The following is a 17,011-nucleotide window of genomic DNA, read 5'->3' as shown; positions in this document are numbered from 1 at the left end:
CGGGCCCACTGCGGAGTGGGCGGTTCCAACGGGCCCGCGGGGTCCGGAACCGCTGGTGGCCTAACGGTTCGTCGACCGACGGGAAGAATCCGGATCAGGACGGAACCACCGCGCAGCGGGCTTCATCGGACCTGAGGAGCCAGCTGAGGAACTCCTGAGGGTCCGCCGGTCGACGGCGCGAACGGAAGGCAGGTCAGGCACGCCATAGAGCACGGCGGTGGGGTCCGGGTCCGGATGGGCCAGGTGTACTGCACGTCCGGCTGGGCGGGGATCGGCTGTTTCGGCGTGTTCTGGGCGCTGTTCACCCTGGCCGCGCTGTCGTACACGGTGCCCGCGTTCGTGGCCGAGCCGGAAAACTCCTTGGCGGACCTGCTGTGGCACGAGGACACCGCCATGGGGGCGTGGTTCATCCTGCTGATGGGCGCGATACTGCCCCCGGCCCTCTACGGGATGCTGCGCGACCAGCCGCACCAGAGCGCCCAAAGGGACGTGGCCGTGGACCGGGAGGGCCTGACGGTGACCCGGTACCGCGAGGGGCGGCTGCCCACCCGGACCTGGTCCGTGGACTGGGACCGTGTGCGCTACGTCAGCGCGCGCCAGGCCTGGTTCGGTGAGACCGACAGGCACGGCCACAAAGGTCGGCGCCACCGCGTGCTGCGCCCGGCCCTGGACATCCACCTGTTCGACGACGTGGCGGAGGAAGAGCGTCGCGTCGTCGCCGGGAAACGGCCCGCCGAGAGCGAGTCCGGCGACTCGTCCCGTCGGGTCGTAGTCGGCGGTGCCGACCAGACCTCGCAGGAGGCGGTCATCCGGTTGGCCGAAGCCCTGGGAGAGATCCGCCCGGACCTGTTCTACCGAGGGTTGGCGGAAGAGCAGTGGTACACACCGCCGGGCCCTGCATCCGAGCGCTCCGAGCCTCAGCGGCCCGAACCCGGGCAGTCGATCCCCGAACCGGGAGCGGGACCGTCCGCGGCCGGGGGCCACCGCGCTCCCCCTGCCACCCCGGTACTCATCGACCAGCAGTGGAGCTGGACACTGTGGTCGGCGGTGACGGGCGGCCTGATCACCGCCACCGCCCTGTCCTACCTCTGGTGGTGGTCCGAACCGGCTTCCCAGGCAATGGACACGCTGGCCCGTATAGCCCTGCTCATCACCGCCATGACCCTGCTCGTGCAGCTCTTCTACTCGCCCATGCAGCTCGCCCCGCGCAGGATCCGCGTGGGACCGGACGGGCTGGAATTCACCCTGCGGCAGCGGATGTGGATCTGGCACCGGATCGAGGAACGCATCCCCTGGGACCGGGTCCAGGCCGTGGTGGTGCGCAGCACCGCGATCGGGAAACGGCACGATGACGACCACCGCGGCCTCCGTCACCATCCCCCCGGAACCGGTGAATCGGGCCGGGTCAGAACCCTGGAGATCTACCTGACCCCCCAGGACGTGGGCACCCCCGACGCGTGGAACCGCATGGGTCTGCTGAAGGACGAGCGCGCGGCACCGGACTCCGCGGCGCTGGAAGCGCTGGTGGCCTTCCCAGCGACCCGGATCCGGCTGCTCAACCACCCGGGGGAGACGGTGGCGGCCAAGCTGATCTGGGAGGACTACGACCGGGGCGGACCGGCGCCAACCGAGCTCCCGCTCGCGCAACTGGGGCGGGCGATCCAGCTGTTCCGCCCCGACTTGTGCCACGGTTTCGACGGTCTGGCCCGGCCCTCGTCCACCGACACGCTGTAAGCATGCGCGGCCCCCTCCGCTCCGATACGGAAAGTGACGCATGGCGGATGACGAACTGAACGACGGCGCGGCCCGGGTACGGCTCCTGGAACCGTTCCCCTGGACCGGCTGGTCGCTGGTCCCCCTGTCGGGCGCGTTCTGGGCCATGTTCACCGCGCCCGCGTTCCTGTTCCTGCCTTCTGACATGGAGCGCCACGGCACCGGTTTCTGGGCAACGCTCTGGCATACGGACAACTCCGGAGCAGCGTGGATGGCCACGGTGGCGAGTGCCGCCTACCTCGCGCTCATCGTGCTGGTGGTGAGGTCCCACGTCCGGCGGCGGGCCGTCCGCGAGGTGGCCGTGACCATGAAGGGACTGACACTGACCCGGCACCGCAAAGCGTGGCGGCCGGCCCGGACCTGGTCGGTGGAGTGGGAGCAGGTGCGGTGCGTGAGCGCGTGGCGGGGCTGGTTCGGTGAGGCCACTCCGAGCAGGCACAACTCCCGTCGCGTGCTGCGCCCCGGACTGGACGTCTACCTGTACGCGGAGGTCGACGGGGCCGACCGCTGGGTGTACACGGAGAACCGCAAGGCCAAGGCACCGGAGCTGGGCGACGGCCCGGCGCCGTGGGTGCGGATCGGTGCCGCGGGGGTCCGAGCGCAGGAGAGCATGGTCCAGCTTGCCCGCGGTCTGGGGCGGATCCGCCCGGACGTGTTCTACCGGGGCACGGACCTGGAGCAGTGGTACACCCCGCCCGGGGTGGTTCCTGAAGAGGCGGCTCCTGCAGCAGCTGCCCCCGGGGCCCCGACAGCACCGTCGAACCCGACCGGGCAGCCGACCTCGTCCCAACCCACCGAACCCGTCGTGGTCGACATGCGGGAGAGTCCGCGCCGGTGGGCGACCATCATCGGGGTACTGACAGCCGGCACGTTCCTGAGCTCCCTGGGGATCCACACCGGTCTGTGGTACCCGGTGGTCGTCAGCCTGTCCGCGCTGGCACTGCTCATCTTCGGCCCGCTCCTGGTGCTCTCGCTCTGGTCCGCGCCCCTGGACCTGACCCGGCGTCAGATCCGGGTGGGACCGCGAGGGCTGGAGTTCGAGCTGCGGCCCCTGCTGTGGTCCTGGCACAAGGTGGACGCTGTCGTCCCGTGGGAGCAGGTGCGGGCCGTCCTGGAACGCACGGTTTCGGGAGCCCGGGGAGAGCAGAAACTCGGGAGCAAACGGGATGTCGCCATCGGCGACTACCTCTACGCCCTCGACATCTACGTCGACCCGCGCCGCACGGGTGACGCCACGGCGTGGCGGAAGCTGGGAGTCGAGGTGGACCGGTGCCGCGAGCCCGACGCCCCGGAGCTGGAACCTCTGGTCGGTTTCCCCGCGACCCGGATCCGGATGACCTGCGACGAGGACATGGTCGAGCGGACCGCACGGGAGTGGCAAGAGATGGACGACGGAGGCCCGGTACCGGCCACCGTCTCCCTGTTCCAACTGGGCCGGGCCGTCCGACTCTTCCGCCCGGACCTGGTGCGCTGACGGCTGCCCGGCACCTCCGCCGCCCCTCCGTACCCGGCCCGAACCGACCGCCCACGAGGACTCCACGATGATCGCCTCCCCTCCGACCACCCAGGTCTCGCTCCGCCCCGACCGGCTGCCCGGGTACTGGGAGCTGTTCGCCGGCATCACGCTGGTCCTCACCCCGCTCCCGGTCCTGTTCCTGGTCCTCATGGGGCCCTCCGCGCTCGACGGGGGCACCCTGCCGAGCGCCGCCGAGGACCCGGGCCTCTGGATGGGCGTGGCGCTGATTTTGGCCTCGGCGCTCTCCTGGGCGCTGCTGGCGGGGCAGTGGGTACGGCAGTCCACCGCGCGCGAGATCCAGGTGGCCCCGGAAGGCGTGCGCTTCATGTACGGCGGGCGGTGGTGGTTCCGTGCACGCACACACCTTCTGAGGTGGGACGACGTCGCACTGATCGTGTCCTGGCAGCGGGAGTTCAACGAACGCCCCACCGTCGCCTCGCCGACCGGTAAGCGCATCCGCCAGAAGGCCGTCCGGCGGGTGAGCCGACCGGTGGTGGACCTGTACTTGGAGGGCGGGGCGGAGGCACCGGAGTGGCTGGACCCCGTCCTGGAGGACACGGGATACCGGGTACGCGTCGGCGGCCCCGGGGACCCGATGAGGGACGAGGTCCGGCGCCTGGCTCACCTGCTGTACCGAGCGCGCCCGGACCTGTTCGAGCTGGCGGAGGTGTCGGCCACGTGGTTCTCCCCTCCCCCCGCATACGGCACGGAGCGGCCGGAAGCCACACCCCCCAGAGACGACCCGTCCCCAAGACGGCGCCTCGGTACCGGCGGAAGAGGCCGCTGTGCCAGAGCCACCGCCTGCCCTTGAACCTCCCCGGGGCACGGTCCGCATGGTCCTGCAGCGTTCACCCGCGTCGTGGGCGCGCCGGGTGGTGCTGTGGGGCGCCTTGGCGGGCGCGGCCGCCGGTATCGTCGCCGGCGGTGTCGGTGAGCCCTGACTCCCCGCCCTCGTCCTCCTCCCCGGGATCTTCTGCTTGGTCTGGTTCCTCGCCCTGCTCGTGACCGCGCCGATGTGGATGTCGCGGCGGGTGACGGAAGTATCTCCGCACGGGATACGGTTCACCGCCGAACCCCTGTTCTGGTACCGGATCTCGGTGGATGCCACCCTGCCGTGGTCCGATGTCGCGGGGGTGCACCTGCGCACGGTGCCCCGGCCCCATCTGAGCGCACCGACCCTGCTCAGGCTGATGACGGGCGTTTCCCAGGAGCACGGCGGAACACAGACCCTCTTGACGTTCGTGCTGCGGCCCGCCGGTCCCCGGTCCGAGGAGCTGAAACAGCTCGGGATGCACCTGACCCCGTACACGTCCGGGTCGACCGCCGTCCCGGGCGCGCGCTACGCAGGGCACGTGGCCAAGGTCGATCTGGTCTTCGCCGCCGACATGCACCCCGAAGACCGGTCCGGGTGGGACCCGGGCACCGGACAGGCCCCGCCGGAACAAGTGAGCCCGGCCCTGTTCCCCGAGGTACTGAGGGCCTACGCCCCCGAGCGCTGCCACGGCTTCCCGCCGCGCTGAGCGGGAGGACCCGCGCAGGCCTTGCGGATCCTGGCCTTGCTGATGCCAGCCGCACAGATCCTGACCTCGCGGAAAATCCTTTGCCCGGGTGAATACGCGTGTGGAAGCCTGCGCGAGCATGCCGAGCGTGTGTGCGCAGTCGTGAGCAGTGGAGAAGAGCGGGTCGTGGGTTACGTCGACATCAACCAGGTCACACACGCTCTGCCCGATGGGAGGGTGTTGCTGGACGGGGTGTCGTTCCGGGTCGGGGACGGGTCCAAGACCGCTCTCGTCGGTGCCAACGGCGCGGGCAAGAGCACACTGATGCGCCTGATCCAAGGAGAGACCCCGCCGCAGTCGGGCGCGGTCACCGTGGAGGGAGAACTGGGTGTGATGCCCCAGTTCGTGGGGCACGTGCGCGACACCACCACGGTGCACGAGCTGCTGGTGTCGGTCTCTCCGCGCGCGGTGCGCGAGGCGCACTCGGACCTGGAAGCCGCGGAGGAGGCCATGATGCTCTCCGACGGTGAGAAGACCCAGATGCGTTACGCGGAGGCGATCGCGCGCTACGGCGATGCCGGAGGCTACGAGGCCGAGGTCGTGTGGGACCAGTGCTGCATGGCCGCTTTGGGGGCGCCCTATGAGCGCTGCCGGTGGCGGGAGGTGCGCACGCTCTCCGGCGGTGAGCAGAAACGCCTGGTCATCGAGGCGCTGCTGCAGGGGCCGGCGCCGGTGCTGCTGCTGGACGAGCCGGACAACTACCTGGACGTACCGGGCAAACGCTGGTTGGAGGATGCCCTGCGCGCCAGCCCGAAGACGGTCCTGTTCATCTCCCACGACCGCGAACTGCTCAGCCGGATGCCGGACCGCATCGTCACCGTGGAGCTGGGCGCGGCGGGCAACAGCGTGTGGGTGCACGGGGGCGCCTTCGACACCTACCACGAGGCCCGCCGGGAACGGTTCGCCCGCTTGGACGAGCTGCGCAAGCGCTGGGACGAGGAGCACGCCAAGCTGAAGGCGCTCGTGGCCATGTACAAGCAGAAGGCGTCCTACAACTCGGACATGGCCACCCGCTACCAGTCCGCGCGGACGCGGCTGCGCCGGTTCGAGGAGGCGGGGCCGCCCCAGCAGCAGCCCCGGAACCAGAACCTGCGGATGCGGCTGCGCGGCGGGCGCACCGGCAAGCGCGCCCTGGTGTGCCGCGACCTCGAGCTGACCGGGCTGATGCACCCCTTCGACCTGGAGGTCTGGTACGACGAGCGGGTCGCCGTACTGGGCTCCAACGGTTCGGGTAAGTCGCACTTCCTGCGGCTGATCGCCGCCGGCGGTGACGACCCCGAGTCCTCGCTCGTGCCCGAGGAGGAGCGTGCCGTGGTCGAGCCGGTGCCGCACACCGGTAGGGCCAAGTTGGGCGCCCGGGTCCTGCCGGGGTGGTTCGCGCAGACGCACGAGCACCCGGAGTTCATCGGACGCACCCTGCTGGACATCCTGCACAACGGCCAGGGCACCCGGAAGGGTGTGCCCCGGGAGGAGGCGGGCCGGGCGCTGGACCGCTACGAGCTCGCGCTCTCCGCGGAGCAGACCTTCGACACCCTCTCCGGGGGTCAGCAGGCCCGGTTCCAGGTGCTGCTGCTGGAGCTGTCCGGTGCCACGATGCTGCTGCTGGACGAGCCGACGGACAACCTGGACGTGGTGTCGGCCGAGGCCTTGGAGTCGGCATTGGGGTTCTACCAGGGCACGATCCTCGCGGTCACCCACGACCGCTGGTTCGCCCGCGGCTTCGACCGGTTCGTGGTGTTCGGTGCGGACGGGCGCGTAAGGGAGGCGGACGGGCCGGTGTGGGACGAGGGCCGGGTGGAGCGGACCCGGTAAGCCGCCCGGGCCCGGTCCGGCACGGGGGCGGGGCCCGGTGGCCCTGCCCCGTAAGTTGCCCGGTCAGGCCAGGGGCAGCTCGCCCTCGATGGTGCCCGAGCAGCCCTCAGTGCACTCGAGGGTGAAGGAGACGTGGCCGCCGGGTTCGCTCTCGGGGAAGTGGTAGAGCAGAAGCCCGGACTCCCCCGGCTCGTACTCCGCCTTGCCCATCCACGTGTCGGCCGCGCCCAGGGTCCGGCTGCCGTCCGGGGCCACGTAGTCCGCGTTGTCCAGCTCGAAGGCAGTGTCGTCGTCGGCTTCGACACCGAAGGTGACCACCAGGACGTCGGCGCTGGCGGACGTGTAGCTGGCCCCCATCGTGACGGTCGCGCCGTCCTCAGTGACCTCGCTGAACCCGGGATAGAGGTTGTCGCTGACGGCCCGGCCCTCGATCTCGAAGTCGGTCAGGAGCCCGTCCTGGTACTCGAAGTTCCCGTAGGTCGCACAGTCCTCCGGGTGGCACATCTCGAGTTCGTCGCCGACCAGCTCGACGTCCCAGGGGTCTTCGAAATCCCCGGCCTCCTCGTACACCAGGGCGATGTCCGCCTGGTACCTGAGGTAGTCGTGGGCGGGCGAACCCGCCTGGGCGTAGTCGAACCCGTCCTCCAGCCCTTCGGAGGAGTTGGTCGCGAGGGCTTCCACGTAGGGCTGCGCCTCCTCGGCGCCCCCGTCCTCTGCGTCCTCCTGCTCCGCTTCGTCCTGCTCGGCGTCCTCCTGGTCGGAGTCCGCTCCCGCTTCGGAGTCCGCGGCCCCGGAGTCCGCGTCCGACGTTTCCCGTGCGTCGCGCACGAGTCCGCAGGACGTGAGGGCGAGGACTGCGGCGAGCGCCAGGGCGAACGCGCTCAAGAGCGGTCTGGAACGGGGCATGCCGATGGGCCTTCTCTCTCTGGGCTGTGACGGGGCCCGGTGCCCGCCGAACACCGCGCGGTTCAGGGGAAGCGGGGGCCGGGACCGGGTCGGAGACCCCCCATTCATAGCAGAGGGGCCCAATACACCCGGCGCGGACGGGCGCGCTGACCGCGCCGGGACGTGTCCGGAACCGGACATGCCTCGGGAGGGCGTTCTTCGTCACGTCCGGGACCGGTCGCTGTGAACCGCGCGGCCTCCGCCGACGGCTCTCCCGAGGTACCCGCGGGCGGCGTTCCCGGCACCCCGGGGCGGCACGGATCCCGTCAGCGGTCCGGGGGCGGGCCCGATCTCGGGCCTGAGCGGCGGCGGAACCGCTCCCGGGGCCGGGCAGGCGCACACCCACGCATGACTACGGAAAGCAAGCACGCACATCCGTTTAGCTCTGGTGTTTTCCTCCAAGGGAGCACCCCGAATTTGCATCAGACTTCGGACCATCCGATGATTTGTCCTCGTGGCGCCATCCGCTCAGGCACCACCCCGCAGAGCACCACCCACCCGGAAGGCCCCACCACGATGACGTTTCCCAAGGGCGGCACGGCCCCCGCTCCCGACGGCCGGGAACCCGCCGTCACCGAGCGGCCAGAGGACGAGCGGCCACCCCTGCGGCTCATGGTCGCCTACGGCTTCCAGCACATCCTCGCCCTGTACGCCGGGGTCATCACCCCGCCGCTCATCATGGCGGCAGCCGTGGGCTTGGACCCCGTGGAGACCGGACTGATCATCAGCGCGGCACTCCTGGTGAGCGGCCTGATGACGCTGGTCCAGACGCTCGGTGTGTGGCGGTTCGGCATGCGGATGCCGCTGGTCATCGGTGCCTCCTTCATTCCCATCACCGCGATGACCGCGATCGGGGAGTCCAGCGGGTTGCCCGCGGTCTTCGGCGCCTCCATCGCCGCGGGCCTGTTCGGCATCCTCATCGCACCGGTCATGGCCAGCCTGATCCGCTTCTTCCCACCGGTCGTCACCGGCAGCGTCATCACCGTCGTCGGCCTCGCCCTCATCCCGGTCGCGGTCGGCTGGATCACCGAGGAGAGTGAGACCGGGATCCCCACCGACACGGGGCTGCTGCTGGGCGGGGCGACCCTGGCCAGCATCCTGGTCCTGTCCAAGGTCCTGCGCGGGGCGTGGGGGCGGGCGTCCATCCTCCTCGGCCTGGCCCTGGGCACCCTGCTGGCCGCCGCTCTCGGCGAGGTCGACGTCGGCTCCGTGGGCGAGGGCTCGGCCTTCTCCCTGCCCAGCCCCTTCCACTTCGGTCCGCCGGAGTTCCAGGTCGCCGCGGTCATCACCATGTGCATCATGATGGTCGTGATCCTCTCCGAGGGCATGGCGGACATCCTGGCCGTCGGCTCGGTCGTGGGCAGCAAGGTCGACGGCAAGCGCCTGGCCGACGGGCTGCGTGCCGACGCCGCCACAGCGGTCGTCGGCCCCCTCCTCAACTCGTTCCCCGGCAGCACCTTCAGCCAGAACATCGGCCTGATCGCGCTGAACAAGGTGCGGAGCCGCTACGTGGTCGCCGCCGGCGCGGTCCTGCTGGTCGCGATGGGCCTGTTCCCGGTCCTGGGCCGGGTGGTGGCGATGATCCCCTCCCCCGTGCTGGGCGGGGCCGGCCTGGTGCTGTTCGGCTCGGTGGCCGCGGCGGGCATCCAGACCCTGGGCAAGGTGGACTACGAGAACAACCACAACCTGGTGATCGTGGCGGTAGCCCTCGGGTTCGGCATCCTGTCGATCGCCTCCCCGGACTTCTTCGAGGGCTTCCCGGAGTGGGCGACGATGGTCCTGCACTCGGGCATCGTCACCGCCACCGTCTCCGCGCTGGTGCTCAACGTGTTCTTCAACGTCCTGGGCAGCCGACCGGCACCCGAAAGCGGGCAAGGCGCCGAAATCAGGGAGTCCGCCGCGGGGTGACCGGCCCCCGGGCGGCAGATCTGGGCGGTCAGTCCACCGGGAAGTCCAGGTCGACGAAGGCGAAGCACTCGTCGAGGCAGCCGGTCACGGCCAGGTCCCCGCCGACCTCCGGTCCGGTGAAGAACAGGGCGGTCTGGACGGCGGTACCCGCATCCAGCCGGTACTCCCCCACGGCCTCCTCCGCCCGGTACTCGCGGCCGTCCGGGGCGGTGTAGGTGGCGCCGAAGAGGTCGAGGTCGACGTTGTCCACCGTGGTGAACTCGGCGGTGACGACCAGGACGTCGTCGGTGATGCTCTGGTAGGCGGTGAGCATGTGCACGTCGACCCCCTCCGAGCTGGCTGCGACCCCCTGGCCGGAGACCAGGCGCTTTCCGGGGTCCTGTCCGTTCACCAGGAAGCCGGTGACCAGGCCGTCCTCCACGGTGAAGCGGCTGAAGAAGGCGCACGCCGGACCGCCCTCCTCCTCCCGGCAGAGCTCGAATCCCTCTTCGGAGGGCGTCAGGTCGGACGGGTCATAGCTGTGTCCGGCCGAGTCCCAGGCGCTGAACACCTGGACGTAGTGGCGCAGGTAGGTGTGCGCGGTGGAGTCCTCGGCGGTGAGGGTCAGTCCCTCGCGCATCCGCTCGGGGTCGTCGCTCGCGGCGAGAGCGGTCATGTACTCGGCGGCCCCGTCCGGAACGTCTTCCTCTTCGGCCTCGCCGGTCCCCGTCTCCTCCGGTTCGCCCGGTGCCGGTGCGGGGTCCGGCGCACCCGTGGGATCGGCGGCGGGATCTGTCGGTTCCGGGCTGCTGACGGGCTCCTCCGCCCCCGGGACTGGGGGCTCCTCCTCGGGATTCTCGCGTTCCTGGTCCTGCTGTTCCCCTCCGGTGGGGACGATCTCGCGCACATCCGCCTGGCCGCAGCCGACCGCCGCGGCCAGCAGGGCGACGGCGGCGATCACGGCCGGCTTCGACATATCCAGGCGCTCCCTCGGAAGGCACTCGGACTGTCGATTTTAGGCTTGATAAGGGCGAATAATCCGAATTTCCCCATTCTTGGATATTTCCTGAAGTTCCCTTGTTCCCCAGTGACCAGCACACTGGAAAAAGCGCCGGGCCGCCCCGATACGGACGGCCCGGCGGGAACTTCCTAGCGTGAGAAACCGCGGTCCTACTGCTGAGGACGCAGGAGGACCGGAAGTTCCTTGATGCTGTTGACCACGATGGAGGGGTGGTTCTCGAGTTCCTCCTCGGGGGCGGCCAGCCGCAGGTCGGGGAAGCGCTCGAACAGCATCGGCAGGGCGATCTGGCCCTCCATGCGGGCCAGGTGGGAGCCCGGGCACACGTGCGGGCCGTAACCGAAGGAGATGTGCCGGCCCTCCCGGCGGGTCAGGTCGAAGGTGTCCGGGTGCGGCTCCTCGCCGTGTTCGCCTCGGTCGCGGCTGATCGCACCGTACGAGGTCATCAGCGCCTCGCCCTTCCTGATGGTCACCCCGGCGAGTTCGACGTCCTCGGTGGCGAAGCGGAAGACCATGTTGGAGGTGGGCGGGTCGAAGCGCAGGGTCTCCTCCACCACGGCGTCCCAGCCGACCTCGCCCTTCTTGACCAGGTCGAACTGCTCCGGGTGGGTCAGGAGCGCGCGCACCGCGTTGCACAGCAGGTTTACGGTGGTCTCGTGCCCGGCCGCCACGACGACTTGGAGGGTACCCCTGATCTCGAGGTCGGTGAGGGCGTCGCCGTTCTCACCGGCGTTGATCAGTTCGGTGGTCAGGTCCTCCCCCGGGTTGGCGCGCTTGTCCGCGATCATGTCCTCGTAGTACCGCTCCAGGGTCGCGTACGTCTCCATGAACTCCTGCGGAGTGGTGACCGCGCTGAAGAACTTGACGTACATGTCCCTCAGGTAGCCGTGCTCGGCCTGGTCCACCCCGTAGAGGTCGCCGATCACGCTCATCGGGAGTTTGAAGGCGAACTCCCCCTTCAGGTCCAGCGGCCGCTGGGACTCGGGCTCCAGGGCGTCGAGCAGGTTTTCGGTCAGCTCGTGGATCCTGGGCCGGAGCCGTTCGATGCTGCGCGCGGAGAAGGCCTTGGCGGTGAGCAGGCGCAGGCGCTTGTGTTCGGCGCCGTCGGTGCCGAGCAGGTTGGTCGGGGTCGGCGGGATCGTGCTCATCAGCGGCCAGGCCTCAGGGATACGGCCCTGCTGGTAGTCGTCCCAGTAGGCGGGGTCCTTGACCAGGCGCGTGTCGGTGAGGGCAGCGCGGGCGGCCTCGTGGTGCGTGACCGCCCAGGCGGTCACGCCCTCGGGCAGGTTGACCCGGGTGACGGGTCCAGCGGCGTGGAGGACCTCCCGCTCGGCGCGCAGATTCTTGACGTAGGGGTCGAGGGTGACGGCTTCACCGGAACCGTGCTGGACGGGGCAGGGCATCAGGGTTTCTTTCAGAATGTCGGCTGTGGCGGGTGGCGGTCCCCGCCCGTATCGAGGGGCGGGGACCGGACACCGGAGTACTTACGGACGGAGGACGACCGGGAGTTCCTTCAGGCTGTTGACCAGCAGCGAGGGGTTGAGCTCCAGGTCCTCGTCGGCGACCGCCAGGGTCATGTCCGGGAAGCGCTCGAAGAGCATCGGCAGGATGACACCCGCCTCCAGGCGGGACAGGGGCGCGCCCGGACACACGTGCGGACCGTACCCGAAGGCGATGTGGCGGCCCTTGGTCCGGGTCGGGTCGAACACGTGCACATCTTCGCCGTACTCCTCCCGGTCGACGGTCACCGCGCCGTAGTGGGTCATGAGGGCCTCGCCCTTGCGGATGGTCACCCCTCCGATCTCGATGTCCTCGGTGGCGAAGCGGAACAGCATCGAGACATTGGGCGTGTCGTAGCGCAGGGTCTCCTCGACCACCGCGTCCCAGCCGATCTCGCCCTTCTTGGCCAGGTCGAGCTGCTCGGGGTGGTTCAGCAGGGCGCGCACCGCGCAGTTGAGGAGGTTCACGGTGGTCTCGTGTCCGGCCACCATGACGTTCAGGAGAAGCCGCTCGACCTCGATGTCGGTGAGACGGTCTCCGTCCGGCCCCTCACCGAACAGGTCGGTGGTCATGTCCTCGCCCGGGTCGGCCTTCTTGGCGGCGACCACGTCCGCGAAGAAGTCCTGGAGGGCGCCGTAAGTCTCCTGGAACTGCTGCGGGGTGCTCGTGGAGTCGAAGAGCGCGTTGCACAGCTCGCCGAGGTACGGGTAGTGGCGGGGGTCGACCCCGTAGAGCTCACCGACGACCCCGACCGGGATGGGGAAGGTGAACTCGGACTTCAGGTCCAGGGTCCGGTCGGCCTTGGGTTCCAAGCGGTCGAGCGCGTCGGCGGTGATCTGCTCGATCCGCGGGCGCAGCCGCTCCACCCGGCGCGCCGAGAACGGCTTGGCGATGTGGTTGCGCAGCCTCCTGTGGGGTGCGCCGTCCAGGCCGAGCATTTCGTTGTCACCCATGGGGACGGTCAGCAGCAGTGGCCACCCTTCCGGGATCAGGCCGGCCTGGAAGTCGGCCCAGTGCTCGGCGTTCTTGACCAGGCGGGAGTCGTTGAGGGTGGCCCGGGTGACGTCGTGGTGCGTCGTGGCCCAAGCCTGCACGCCGCCGGGAAGCTGGACCCGGGCGACCGGCCCGGCCTGATAGAGGCGCTCACGCTCGGCGGGCATGCTGTCGATCACGGGATGGATGACCGTGATGTCGTCGGAGCTTTCGGCCTGGGAGACGGGACAGGGCATCAGTGCACTCCTTGGGGTGGTGCGGGGGTGAAGGTGACGGGGAGGGAGGCGACACCCCGAACCCACGGGGAGGGGCGCCAACGCAGGTCCTCTGCCGGGATGGACAGGTCGATGTCGGGGAGCCGGTCCAACAGGACCTCGATCCCCGTGGTGGCGATGGCCTCCCCGATGTCCTGGGCCGGGTAGGGACACCGGTGCTCGCCGTGGGAGAAGGACAGGTGGGCCTTGTTGCCCCGTTCCCCGGAGGTCCTCCGGTCCGGGTTCACCCGCGGGTCGCGGTTGCCGGCGGCCAGGCTGAGGAGTACCAGATCGCCCCGGCGGATGAGCTGACCACCCAGTTCCACGTCGTGCACGGCGTACCGGCCCGCGTGGATCTGGCACGGGCTGTCTTCCCAGAGCACCTGGGACAAGGCCTCGCCCGCGCTGCTCCGGGCTCCGGCCATGGAGGCGGAGAAGCGGTTGTCGGTGAGCATCAGCCGCAGCGCGTTGCCGATCCAGTCGGCGGTGGTCTGATGGCCGGCGGCGATGACGGCCAACAGGTCGACGACGAGCTCCTCGTCGCTGTACCGGGCCGGGTGCGCGATCATGCGGGACACCGCGTCGCTCCCGAGCCTGGCCCGGCGTTCCAGCACCAACCGCTGGAGTGCCGCGCTGAGCTCCATGTAGGCCTGCTGGGAGTCGGATCCGGCGTCGAGCATGGTGGTGCTCATGGCGCTGAGCGCGTCCCCTTGGTCATCGTCCAGGCCGTACGTCCAGCACAGGACCAGGGCCGGAAGCCGGTGGGCATACATCGACCTCAGGTCCGCCTCGCTCGAGGCACAGAAGGAGTCGATGAGCCGGTCCGCGATCCGTGTGATCACCTGACGCAGCTCGTAGGGTTCCACCCCGTTGAGGGCGTCGTCGATCACCCGGGCGTGCCGACGGTGTTCCTCCCCCTCCGTGTGCTGAATGTTCGGTACCGGGAAAACCAGAGGCATGAGCGGCCAGTCTTGGGGCACCCTCTCCCAGCCGTTCCACCTGCGGGAGTCACTACCGAAGTCCTTCGGGGTGCTCAGCACGTGGTGGAGCTCCCGGTAGCCCAACACCAGCCAGGCGGGGACGTCGCCGTCCAGGTGTACGCGCACGACCGGGCCGTGGGACGAGCGCATGTTCTCGAAGTGTCCGGCGGGATCGGACTGGAAGTCCGGGCCGTACAGCCGGACCGGGCAGCCGCTCATCAGGGTGTTCCTTCCTTGTGGCCGGCAGGGGGTCGGCCGGGACGGCGGATACCTACGGGCGCAGGAGGATCGGGAACTCCTTGAGGCTGTTGACGATGAGCGCCGCCTCGTTCTCCAGTTCCTCGTCCGCGACGGCCAGCGTCAGGTCCGGGAAGCGCGCGAACAGCTTCGGCAGGATGATGCCCGCCTCCAGCCGCGCCAGCGGGGCACCCGGGCACATGTGCGGCCCGAACCCGAAGGTGATGTGGCGGCCCTTGGTCCGGGTCGGGTCGAACACGTGCACGTCCTCGCCGTACTCCTCCCGGTCCTTGGTGATGGCTCCGTAGTGCGTGACCAGTGCGTCGCCCTTCTTGACGGTCACGTCCCCCATGGACACGTCCTCGGTGGCGAACCGGAACAGGAGCGCGTTGTTGGGCGGGTTGTAGCGCAGGGTCTCCTCGACCACCTGATCCCAGGTGATCTCTCCCCTGCCCAGCCGCTCGCGCCACTCCGGGTGGTTGACCAGGGCACGGACGACGTTGTTGATGAGGTTGACCGTGGTCTCGTGCCCGGCGGCCACCACCATCAGCAGCGTCACGATGACCTCCGCCTCGGTGAGCGGGTCCTCGCCCTCCTCGGTGGAGTTGATCAGGTCGGTGGTGAAGTCGTCGTGCCCGCCCGGGTCGGCGCGCTTACGGGCGACCAGTTCGGTGAAGTACTCGTGGATCTGGGCGTAGAGCTTCAGGTGCTCGCCCGGGTCGGTGTCGACGAAGAAGAGCGGGGCGTACAGTTCGCCGAGCTTGTCGTACTCCTCCCTCCCCACGCCGTAGAGCTCACCGATGACGGTGATCGGTACCCGGAAGGAGAACTCCTTCTTCAGGTCCAGCGGCTCGTGGGCCCGGGGTTCCAGGGCGTCCAGGTACTCGTCGGTGATCCGCTCGATCTTCGGGCGCAGCCGCTCTACTCGCCGGGCCGAGAAGGGGTGCGCGGTCAGTCGGCGCATCCGCCGGTGCGGGGCGCCGTCCAGGCCGAGCATGTTGATGCCGTCGAAGGTCAGCACCCCCATGTACGGCCAGTCCTTGGAGACCTTCCCGTTCGTGAAATCGGCCCACTGGTGGGGGTCCTTGACGAACCGCGGATCCTTGAGGGCGGCCTTCGCGGCGGCGTGGTGAGTGGTGGCCCAGGCCCGCACCCCGCCGGGGAGCTCCACCGGGGTGACCGGGCCGTGCTGGTAGAGCTCCTCGCGGTGGGCTTGGAGGTCGTCCGGGTACGGGTTGAGGAAGGGGACCTCGGCGTCGTCTAATCCGGTCACGGGGCAGGGCATCAGAAACCTCCAAGAGGGGATACGGGGGTGAAGGTGACGGGCAGGGAGACGACTCCCCGAGCCCAAGGGGACGGGCGCCAGCGCAGGTCTTCGGGGGGAACGGCCAGTTCGATGTCGGGCAGCCGGTCGAGCAGTACCTCGACACCGGTGGTCGCGATGAGTTCGGCGATGCCCTGGGCGGCGTGGGGGCAGGCGTGCTTGCCGTGGGAGAAGGACAGGTGCGCGTGGTTGGCGCCCATCCGGTCGTCCCCGGTGCCACGCACCTTGGGGTCCCGGTTGGCGGCGCCGTAGCCGAGCATGACCAGGTCGCCCTTGCGGACGAACCGTCCGGCCAGCTCCAGGTCCACAGCAGCGAACCGGCCCGCGTGGATCTGGGAGGGCGAATCCTCCCACAGCACTTCGGCGAGGGCGTCGCGCACACTGCTGCGCGCACCCGAGAAGGAGGCCGAGAAGCGTGCGTCAGTCAGCATCAGCCGCAGCGCGTTGCCGATCCACTCTGTGGTGGGCTGGTCACCACCGCCGAGAATCCCGATGAGTTCGGCGGTGAGCTGGTCGTCGGTGTAGCCGATCGGGTCGGCGACCAGGCGTGAGATCATGTCGGCGCGGGGCCGGGAACGGCGTTCGGAGATCGCGGTGCCGAAGCGGCCGACCAGTTCGGTATAGGCCTCGAAGACCTCCGCCCCCGACGAGTCGAAGAGCACGCTCATCGCCTTGGCGAGTACGTCGATCTCCTCGTCGTCGAAGCCGTACATCCAGCCCAGGACCAGGCTCGGCAACCACCCGGCGTACTGGGCGCGCAGTTCGGCCTGGCTGTCACCGCAGAACCCGTCGACGAGGCGGTCCGCGAACCGGGTGATCACACCCCTGAGCTCGTGCGGGTCGATGGACTCGAGTGTGCCGCCGACCGCCTGGGACCGCCGCCGGTGGTCCTCCCCCTCAGCGAAGAGCAGGTTGGGTATCGGGGCCAGGACCGTCTGTAGCGGCGACTCGGGCGAGAGGCGGTCCCACCCGTTCCAACGCGTGGAACTGCGCGCGAACAATGCCGGGTTGCTGAGCACGTAGTGCAGCTCCCGGTAGCCGATCACCAGCCAGGCAGTGATGTCCTCCTCCAGCAGTACCGGCACAACGGGGCCGTGTTCACGGTGCATCCACCCGTGGAACTCGGCCAGGTCCGCGGCGAGATGGACGTCCGACAGCCGGACGGGGCGGGCATTGTTCACAGTCGTCCTCGGGAGAGCGAAGGGGGCGGGTC

The 17,011-nt window shown here is 69.7% G+C and carries 13 protein-coding genes; 6 read left to right on the top strand and 7 right to left on the bottom strand.

Translation table 11 applies throughout. The annotated features are described in order from the left end of the window. Positions 1 to 234 precede the first annotated feature (234 nt). From ACYVDG_RS11220 to ACYVDG_RS11200, 5 genes are all read left to right on the top strand, one after another. Positions 235 to 1,734, top strand: a complete 1,500-nt coding sequence (locus ACYVDG_RS11220; protein ID WP_460749256.1) for a hypothetical protein — start codon at positions 235 to 237, stop codon at positions 1,732 to 1,734. Between the two features lie 40 nt (positions 1,735 to 1,774). Further along, positions 1,775 to 3,247, top strand: coding sequence for a hypothetical protein (locus ACYVDG_RS11215; protein ID WP_460749254.1), 1,473 nt, complete (start codon positions 1,775 to 1,777; stop codon positions 3,245 to 3,247). Positions 3,248 to 3,314: 67 nt separating this feature from the next. Next, positions 3,315 to 4,100, top strand: a complete 786-nt coding sequence (locus tag ACYVDG_RS11210; RefSeq protein ID WP_460749252.1) for a hypothetical protein — start codon at positions 3,315 to 3,317, stop codon at positions 4,098 to 4,100. Positions 4,101 to 4,266: 166 nt separating this feature from the next. Continuing rightward, positions 4,267 to 4,809, top strand: a complete 543-nt coding sequence (locus ACYVDG_RS11205) for a hypothetical protein (RefSeq protein ID WP_460749250.1) — start codon at positions 4,267 to 4,269, stop codon at positions 4,807 to 4,809. Positions 4,810 to 4,974: 165 nt separating this feature from the next. Then, on the top strand, positions 4,975 to 6,660 hold the full coding sequence (locus tag ACYVDG_RS11200) for an ABC-F family ATP-binding cassette domain-containing protein (RefSeq protein ID WP_460749461.1): 1,686 nt from the start codon (positions 4,975 to 4,977) through the stop codon (positions 6,658 to 6,660). 63 nt (positions 6,661 to 6,723) lie between these two features. Here the strand turns inward: ACYVDG_RS11200 and ACYVDG_RS11195 are convergent, their stop codons facing one another. Continuing rightward, positions 6,724 to 7,566, bottom strand: coding sequence for a hypothetical protein (locus ACYVDG_RS11195; RefSeq protein ID WP_460749247.1), 843 nt, complete (start codon positions 7,564 to 7,566; stop codon positions 6,724 to 6,726). 555 nt (positions 7,567 to 8,121) lie between these two features. Between ACYVDG_RS11195 and ACYVDG_RS11190 the strand changes: the two genes are divergently transcribed. Next, a complete protein-coding gene (locus tag ACYVDG_RS11190; RefSeq protein ID WP_460749245.1) occupies positions 8,122 to 9,513 on the top strand; it encodes a nucleobase:cation symporter-2 family protein in 1,392 nt (463 codons plus the stop codon). 28 nt (positions 9,514 to 9,541) lie between these two features. Here ACYVDG_RS11190 and ACYVDG_RS11185 read toward each other — a convergent pair whose 3' ends face one another. The 6 genes from ACYVDG_RS11185 to ACYVDG_RS11160 all read right to left on the bottom strand — a co-directional run bounded on the left by ACYVDG_RS11185 (position 9,542) and on the right by ACYVDG_RS11160 (position 16,979). Then, the gene (locus ACYVDG_RS11185; protein ID WP_460749242.1) at positions 9,542 to 10,468 is read right to left on the bottom strand and encodes a hypothetical protein; all 927 of its coding nucleotides are present in this window, start codon (positions 10,466 to 10,468) and stop codon (positions 9,542 to 9,544) included. A gap of 194 nt (positions 10,469 to 10,662) precedes the next feature. Next, positions 10,663 to 11,913 (bottom strand): cytochrome P450 family protein, encoded by a 1,251-nt coding sequence (locus tag ACYVDG_RS11180; RefSeq protein ID WP_460749240.1) that lies wholly within the window; start codon positions 11,911 to 11,913, stop codon positions 10,663 to 10,665. A gap of 81 nt (positions 11,914 to 11,994) precedes the next feature. After that, positions 11,995 to 13,239, bottom strand: a complete 1,245-nt coding sequence (locus ACYVDG_RS11175) for a cytochrome P450 family protein (protein ID WP_460749238.1) — start codon at positions 13,237 to 13,239, stop codon at positions 11,995 to 11,997. Then, on the bottom strand, positions 13,239 to 14,456 hold the full coding sequence (locus tag ACYVDG_RS11170) for a cytochrome P450 (RefSeq protein ID WP_460749236.1): 1,218 nt from the start codon (positions 14,454 to 14,456) through the stop codon (positions 13,239 to 13,241). The genes ACYVDG_RS11175 and ACYVDG_RS11170 overlap by 1 nt, the downstream gene beginning before the upstream one ends. A gap of 52 nt (positions 14,457 to 14,508) precedes the next feature. Then, complete coding sequence (locus tag ACYVDG_RS11165) at positions 14,509 to 15,759, bottom strand: cytochrome P450 family protein (RefSeq protein WP_460749233.1); 1,251 nt, start codon at positions 15,757 to 15,759, stop codon at positions 14,509 to 14,511. Further along, positions 15,759 to 16,979 (bottom strand): cytochrome P450, encoded by a 1,221-nt coding sequence (locus ACYVDG_RS11160; protein ID WP_460749231.1) that lies wholly within the window; start codon positions 16,977 to 16,979, stop codon positions 15,759 to 15,761. Before ACYVDG_RS11160 ends, ACYVDG_RS11165 begins: the two co-directional genes overlap by 1 nt. Positions 16,980 to 17,011 lie beyond the last annotated feature (32 nt).

It is taken from the genome of Nocardiopsis oceani, from assembly GCF_054777395.1.
This window is presented reverse-complemented; position numbering and strand designations above follow the sequence as displayed.

Coding starts and splice junctions, on each gene's coding strand:
- ACYVDG_RS11215 (WP_460749254.1), top strand. CDS start 1,775: ATGGCGGATGACGAACTGAACGACGGCGCGGCCCGGGTACGGCTCCTG.
- ACYVDG_RS11165 (WP_460749233.1), bottom strand. CDS start 15,759: ATGCCCTGCCCCGTGACCGGATTAGACGACGCCGAGGTCCCCTTCCTC.
- ACYVDG_RS11185 (WP_460749242.1), bottom strand. CDS start 10,468: ATGTCGAAGCCGGCCGTGATCGCCGCCGTCGCCCTGCTGGCCGCGGCG.
- ACYVDG_RS11175 (WP_460749238.1), bottom strand. CDS start 13,239: ATGCCCTGTCCCGTCTCCCAGGCCGAAAGCTCCGACGACATCACGGTC.
- ACYVDG_RS11195 (WP_460749247.1), bottom strand. CDS start 7,566: ATGCCCCGTTCCAGACCGCTCTTGAGCGCGTTCGCCCTGGCGCTCGCC.
- ACYVDG_RS11170 (WP_460749236.1), bottom strand. CDS start 14,456: ATGAGCGGCTGCCCGGTCCGGCTGTACGGCCCGGACTTCCAGTCCGAT.
- ACYVDG_RS11180 (WP_460749240.1), bottom strand. CDS start 11,913: ATGCCCTGCCCCGTCCAGCACGGTTCCGGTGAAGCCGTCACCCTCGAC.
- ACYVDG_RS11190 (WP_460749245.1), top strand. CDS start 8,122: ATGACGTTTCCCAAGGGCGGCACGGCCCCCGCTCCCGACGGCCGGGAA.
- ACYVDG_RS11220 (WP_460749256.1), top strand. CDS start 235: ATGGGCCAGGTGTACTGCACGTCCGGCTGGGCGGGGATCGGCTGTTTC.
- ACYVDG_RS11210 (WP_460749252.1), top strand. CDS start 3,315: ATGATCGCCTCCCCTCCGACCACCCAGGTCTCGCTCCGCCCCGACCGG.